The 3,178-nt window shown below is 71.7% G+C and carries 3 protein-coding genes; all 3 read left to right on the top strand.

Translation table 11 applies throughout. The features are described 5' to 3' along the window. Window positions 1–1,445 (top strand): NAD+ synthase (locus AB0C29_RS40580; protein WP_360832300.1); only part of this gene is annotated, 1,445 nt, incomplete at its 5' end. A gap of 99 nt (window positions 1,446–1,544) precedes the next feature. Continuing rightward, window positions 1,545–2,375, top strand: coding sequence for a 3-methyl-2-oxobutanoate hydroxymethyltransferase (gene panB / locus AB0C29_RS40575; protein WP_360548350.1), 831 nt, complete (start codon window positions 1,545–1,547; stop codon window positions 2,373–2,375). 49 nt (window positions 2,376–2,424) lie between these two features. Then, the gene (locus AB0C29_RS40570) at window positions 2,425–2,874 is read left to right on the top strand and encodes a VOC family protein (protein WP_360832297.1); all 450 of its coding nucleotides are present in this window, start codon (window positions 2,425–2,427) and stop codon (window positions 2,872–2,874) included. Window positions 2,875–3,178: the final 304 nt, after the last annotated feature.

Here is a 3,178-nt window from a genome sequence, read left to right as displayed (position 1 = left end):
GGAACCGCCCGAGACGGTGCTGCACGGGTCGCTGCCGGACCAGTCCGCGGTCGTGGGGCTCATCTCGCGGCTGCACGGGCTCGTATTTCGAGCCGGGCGATTCGCTGACGGTGGTGCGCGTCGGCGGCGTCGACGTCGGCCTCACCGTCTGTGAGGACCTGTGGCAGGCCGGCGGCCCGTTCGCCGCGGCCCGGCGGGCCGGCGTCGGGCTGGTGGTCAACATCAACGCTTCCCCGTACGAGCTGAACAAGGACGACATCCGGCTGCCGCTGGTCAAGCGCCGGGCGGCCGAGGCGGGCGCGACCATCGCGTACGTGAACATGGTCGGCGGCCAGGACGAGCTGGTCTTCGACGGCGACTCGATGATCGTCACCGCCGCCGGCGAGCTGCTCACCCGGGCCGGCCAGTTCACCACCGAGCTGCTGATCCACGACCTGGAGCTGCCCGAGGCCGACGCGGTCGAGAACGAGCCCGGCCCGGCTCCCGCCGCCGAGGCGCCCCGGGTCGAGGAGCGCACGAACGACGCCATGGGCATCACCCGCGTCACCGTCGCCGGAGCGCTGCGCCCGCTCACCGACGGCCCGGCGGTCGGCGGCATCGCGGACCGGGTCAACGACGAGGCGGAGATCTGGTCGGCGCTCACCCTGGGCCTGCGCGACTACGTGGAGAAGAACGGCTTCCGCTCGATCGTGCTGGGCCTGTCCGGCGGCATCGACTCGGCGGTGGTCGCTGCGATCGCCGTCGACGCGCTCGGCCCGGAACGCGTGGTCGGCGTCTCGATGCCCAGCGGCTACTCGTCCACCCACTCCCGCGACGACGCGGCGGACCTGGCCAAGCGCACCGGCCTGGACTACCGCAGCGAGCCGATCCAGCCGATGGTCGACGCCTTCCTGGCCAACATGTCGCTCTCCGGTCTGGCAGTGGAAAACCTGCAGGCGCGGGTCCGCGGCGTCATCCTGATGGCCCTGTCGAACCAGGAAGGACACCTGGTGCTGACGACGGGCAACAAGAGCGAGCTGGCGGTGGGCTACTCGACCCTGTACGGCGACTCGGTCGGCGGCTTCAACCCGCTCAAGGACGTACCGAAGACGATGGTCTGGAAGCTGGCCCGCTGGCGCAACACCCAGGCCGACTCCCCCATCCCGGAGAACTCGATCTCCAAGCCGCCCAGCGCGGAGCTGCGCCCAGGCCAGGTGGACAGCGACTCACTGCCCGACTACGACGTGCTGGACGCGATCCTGGCCGGCTACATCGACGGCGACCAGGGCCGCGACGACCTGATCGCGGCGGGCCACGATGCCGCGCTGGTGGACCGGGTGCTGCGCATGGTCGACCTGGCCGAGTACAAGCGCCGGCAGTCCGCGCCGGGCACCAAGATCTCCATCAAGGCGTTCGGCCGCGACCGCCGTCTGCCGATCACCAACCGCTTCCGGGAAGGGGTGTGACCGGCTCCACTGAACCCTGACCGGTGCGGCGTGCCGGGTGCGACGATTTGGGGCAGACCCGGGGACCGCACACCGCGGCCTCGAGGGAAGGAGACAGAGATGTCCGAGATCCCCACCCTGTACGGGGGCCCCGCCACCCGCCGGGTGCGCACCCGCGACCTGATCGCCGCGAAGGAACGCGGCGACCGCTGGCCGATGCTGACGTCCTACGACCAGTACACGGCCGCGATCTTCGACCGCGCCGGCATCCCGGTCCTGCTGGTCGGCGACTCCGCGGCCAACAACGTCTTCGGCTACGAGACGACCCTCCCGGTCACCACGGAGGAGCTGCTTCCCCTGGTACGCGCAGTGGTCCGCGCGACGAAGACGGCCCTGGTGGTGGGCGACCTGCCGTTCGGCTCGTACGAGGAGGGCCCTACCCAGGCGCTGCGCACCGCGGTCCGCTTCATGAAGGAAGGCGGCGCCCACGCCGTCAAACTCGAGGGCGGCCGCCGCACCGCGGACCAGATCCGGGCGCTCACCGGCGCGGGCATCCCGGTCATGGCCCACATCGGCTTCACCCCGCAGAGCGAGCACACCATCGGCGGCTACCGCGTACAGGGCCGCGGCAGCGACGCGGAGGAGGTCATCGCCGACGCCCGCGCGGTGGCCGAGGCGGGCGCGTTCGCGGTGGTGCTGGAGATGGTGCCCGGCGAGGTGGCGAAGCAGATCACCAAGGAACTGACCATCCCGACGGTGGGCATCGGCGCGGGCCCGGACACGGACGCGCAGGTGCTGGTCTGGCAGGACATGGCGGGCCTGCGCGAGGGTAAGGCGCCGCGCTTCGTGAAGCGCTACGCCGACCTGTCGGGCATCCTGACCGAAGCGACCAGGCAGTTCGCGGACGAGGTCCGCGGCGGTGAGTTCCCGGCGGAGGAACACACCTTCTGAGCCAGGGGTACGGCCCGGGCAAGATCGGACAAGTGGCAGACTTCCTGCCATGTCCGTTCCTGCCCGAGTCAGCCTGGCCACCCTCGGCGTGGCCGACGTGGCCCGAGCCACCGAGTTCTACGAGTCCCTGGGCTGGCGGCTGTCGACGGCCTCGGTGCCCGGCGTGGTCAGCTTCTTCCACACCGCCGGCGGTCTGCTGTCCCTGGTCGCGACCGACGACATCACGGCAGACGCGGGCCTGCCGACCCGCCAGCCACCACCGAACCCGGCCGCCGACTTCCGCGGCACAATGCTGGCGATAAACGTGGAAAGCCCGGCGGCGGTGGACGAGGCACTGCGCTCAGCGGTCCAGGCCGGCGCAACTCTGGTGAAGGCCGGCGGCGCGGCGGAGTGGGGCGGGTATCTGGGCTACTTCACGGACCCGGACGGCCACCTGTGGGAGATCACCCACAACCCGGCCTGGCCCCTGGACCCGGCAGGCGTCCCGCAACTCCCCTGATTGGGGGTCGCGGCAACAACCGCACCGGTCCAGCCAATCCCGCAGAGCGCCGGGAGCGCTTGCAACGCCCGCGACGCCGGATGCCCCCGGCCTGGAGATAACCCCGACCGAGATTGCCACCCGGCCCAGCGATGCCGGGGTGCCACACGGCCCGGTGATACCCCGGACCGCGGATCCCCACCCGGCTCGGGCGACGCCCGCGACGCCCGCGACGCCCGCGACGCCGGGGTGCCACTTGGCCCGTTGACACCCGCGACGCCGGAGGTCGCTCGGCCCGATGATCCCCGACCACGGATGCCACCCC

Origin of the sequence: Actinoplanes sp. NPDC048791 (assembly GCF_040650095.1) — a bacterium.
GTDB lineage: Bacteria > Actinomycetota > Actinomycetes > Mycobacteriales > Micromonosporaceae > Actinoplanes.
Note: the sequence above shows the minus strand (reverse complement) of the source record. Positions and strands in the feature narration are given on the sequence as shown.